This window comes from Streptomyces sp., from assembly GCF_036566765.1.
GTDB lineage: Bacteria > Actinomycetota > Actinomycetes > Streptomycetales > Streptomycetaceae > Streptomyces.
In genome coordinates this window covers 1-3173 of sequence record NZ_DATCVQ010000690.1, presented here as the reverse complement: position 1 = coordinate 3173, position 3173 = coordinate 1, and the positions used below count along the sequence as shown (strand labels likewise).

Genomic DNA, 3173 nt, shown 5'->3' with positions numbered 1-3173 from the left:
CGGGCCGCGGCTGCCGCGGCCTCGGCGGCCCGTTCGGCGGAGGCGGCGAGCGCGGACTCGGGCAGCGGCGCGGAGAGGATGGCGGCGATCTCGGGGCGCGGGACGGGCGGCGGCGCGCAGATGCCGGTGAGGTCCTTGGCGCGGACGGCGCGGGTGATCCAGACCCGGTCGAGGACGCGCCGCTCGTCGGCCTCGGCGACCAGGTCCTCCGACTGGTTGTAGTCGCCGTCGGCGGCTTGGACGGCCCAGAGGTGGACGGCGACGCCGTGTTCCTTGGCGGACATCAGGCCGGGCAGCAGGTCGCCGTCGCCGGTGACCAGGACGACGTCCGAGCAGGCGCGATTCCGGGCCAGCTCGGTGAGCTCGGCGTGCATGGCCGCGTCGACGCCCTTCTGGGCCCAGCGGCCGTCGCTGCGGGTCAGCGCGCCGAGCCGGACGGTGACCCGGGGCATCACCCGCAGCCGCCGGTGCTCGGGCTGGGGCACCCGGTCGGGCGCGCCGTCGAACCAGTAGATCCGGAGCAGCGGCTGGGCGGTGTCGGCCTCGGCGCGCTCGCGCAGTCCCTGGATGAGGGCGGCGTGGTCGACCGTGATGCGGGAGCGGGCCGGTTCCCCGGCGAGCAGGCTCGCGGCGGCGCCCAGCAGATAGCCGGCGTCCACCAGAACGACGCAGCGGTCCACGTGTTCCACCCTCTTTCGGGAACCTCGGGATCGGGAGTGCTTCGGGTTGCATCGAGTCTGCCCGACCGCCGGGGGCTTGACGGTCGGAACTGGATCATCGGCGTGGCGGATGTCACGCCGAATTCCCGGATCGCCGCGATTACGGTCCGCAATGATCCAAAATGCGCGGATTCGTCCCTTGTGTGAGTCTGGCAGCGGCCCTGGCCCCCAGACCCATCGAGGAGGCATCACCCCCATGGCCAAGAACCGCAAGCAGAACCGCAGTCAGCAGGCCGCGCACCAGGCCGAGCGAGGCGCCCAGCAGGCGCAGCAGTCGGCGATGGAGTCCGAGGCTTCGAATCGCGCCGCGCAGGTCACACCGGGCGACATCGCCCGCAAGAGCCGCCAGAAGCGCTTCGGCCACAACTGACCGAGCGCATCGCGCACACGCGCGAGGGGCGCGCCCGTGACGACGGGCGCGCCCCTCGCGCGTCTTTCGCAGCTGCGTACGGCCGGTCAGCCGGCCAGGCAGGACGGGCCGAGCAGCACCTTCAGGTCGCCGAAGAGCGCCGGGTCCGGCTGGACGCGGTGCCGGTCGAGCCGGAGCACGGTGGTGCTGCGCGGGCCCTGGAGCTTGATCCGCACCTCGGTGTTGCCCTTGTGATGGCTGAGGATCTCACCGAGGCGGGTGACCATCGGCGGGGTGACCTTCAGGGCGGGGATGGTGACGATCACCGGCGCGTTGGTCCCGGCGTTCGACAGGTCGGGGACCATCAGCTCCATGGCGACCAGCCGGGGCACGTCCTCGCGCTTGTCCAGGCGGCCCTTGACGAAGACCACCGCGTCCTCGACGAGCTGGGTGGAGACCAGCTGGTACGTGGCCGGGAAGAACATGCACTCGATCGAGCCGGCCAGGTCCTCGACCGTGGCGATGGCCCAGGCGTTGCCCTGCTTGGTCATCTTGCGCTGCAGGCCGGAGATGATGCCGCCGATGGTGACGACCGCGCCGTCCGCGTGCTCGCCGCCGGTGAGCTGCGAGATGCCGGCGTCCGTCTTGTCCGACAGCACGTGCTCCAGGCCGAAGAGCGGGTGGTCGGAGACGTACAGGCCGAGCATCTCGCGCTCCTGCGCGAGCAGGTACGCCTTCTCCCACTCCAGCTCGGAGAACTCCACGTCGAGGCCGAAGCCGGGCTCGCTGCTCTCCTCGTCGCCCATGCCGCCGAACAGGTCGAACTGTCCCTCGGCCTCCTTGCGCTTGACCGCCACCACGTTGTCGATCATCGGCTCGTGCTGGGCGACCAGGCCCTTGCGGGTGTGGCCCATGGTGTCGAAGGCGCCGGCCTTGATCAGCGACTCGATGGTCCGCTTGTTGCAGACGACCGCCTCGACCTTGTCGAGGAAGTCCGGGAAGGACGCGTACTTCCCCTTCGCCTTGCGGCTCTTGATGATCGACTCGACGACGTTCGAGCCGACGTTCCGGACGGCGGTGAGGCCGAAGAGGATCACGTCGTCGCCCTGGGCGGCGAAGTTCGACTCGGACTCGTTGACGTTGGGCGGCAGGACCTTGATGCCCATGCGGCGGCACTCGTTGAGGTAGACCGCGGACTTGTCCTTGTCGTCCTTGACCGAGGTCAGCAGACCGGCCATGTACTCGGCCGGGTAGTTGGCCTTGAGGTACGCGGTCCAGTAGGAGACCAGGCCGTACGCGGCGGAGTGCGCCTTGTTGAAGGCGTAGCCGGCGAACGGGACCAGGACGTCCCACAGGGCCTTGATCGCCTCGTCGCTGTAGCCCTTCTTCTTGGCGCCCTCCTGGAAGAGGACGAAGTTCTTCGCCAGCTCGTCGGGCTTCTTCTTGCCCATCACGCGGCGCAGGATGTCGGCCTCGCCGAGCGAGTACCCGGCGATGATCTGGGCGGCCTTCTGCACCTGCTCCTGGTAGACGATCAGGCCGTAGGTGACCGCGAGGACCTCTTCGAGCGGTTTCTCGAGCTCCTTGTGGATCGGGGTGATCTCCTGGAGCTTGTTCTTGCGCAGCGCGTAGTTGGTGTGCGAGTCCATGCCCATCGGGCCGGGACGGTAGAGCGCGGAGACGGCGGAGATGTCCTCGAAGTTGTCGGGCTTCATCATGCGCAGCAGCGAGCGCATGGGACCGCCGTCGAACTGGAAGACGCCGAGGGTGTCGCCCCGGCCCAGCAGTTCGAAGGTCTTGGGGTCGTCGAAGGGCAGGGCCAGCAGCTCGATGTCGACGCCCTTGTTGGCCTTCACCAGCTTGACGGCGTCGTCCATGATCGTGAGGTTGCGCACGCCGAGGAAGTCCATCTTCAGCAGGCCGAGCGACTCGCACTGCGGGTAGTCCCACTGCGTGATGGTCACGCCGTCCGTGTGGCGCACCCAGATTGGAGACGTCGTCCCGCTTCTGGTGCGGCTGGCCCCACTGGACCTTCCGCTTGTTCCGCCGGGACTCCGGGGCGACGTACGCCTCGATGCCGATGATCGGCGTCACGCCCGCCTTCT

2 protein-coding genes and 1 pseudogene are annotated in these 3173 nt (G+C 69.1%); 1 reads left to right on the top strand and 2 read right to left on the bottom strand.

Annotation, left to right across the window (positions count from 1 at the left end; all coding sequences use genetic code 11):
• Window positions 1–689: NYN domain-containing protein (locus VIU94_RS39910; RefSeq protein WP_331919750.1), on the bottom strand; the 689-nt coding region annotated here is incomplete at its 3' end.
• A gap of 226 nt (window positions 690–915) precedes the next feature.
• Here VIU94_RS39910 and VIU94_RS39905 point away from each other — a divergent pair.
• Entirely contained in the window at window positions 916–1089 is a 174-nt protein-coding gene (locus tag VIU94_RS39905) for a hypothetical protein (RefSeq protein ID WP_331919748.1), read from the top strand.
• 86 nt (window positions 1090–1175) lie between these two features.
• On the opposite strand, the pseudogene dnaE reads toward VIU94_RS39905, so the two are convergent.
• Window positions 1176–3062 (bottom strand): annotated as a pseudogene (dnaE, locus tag VIU94_RS39900) (DNA polymerase III subunit alpha); the annotation flags it as partial.
• Between the last annotated feature and the right edge of the window lie 111 nt (window positions 3063–3173).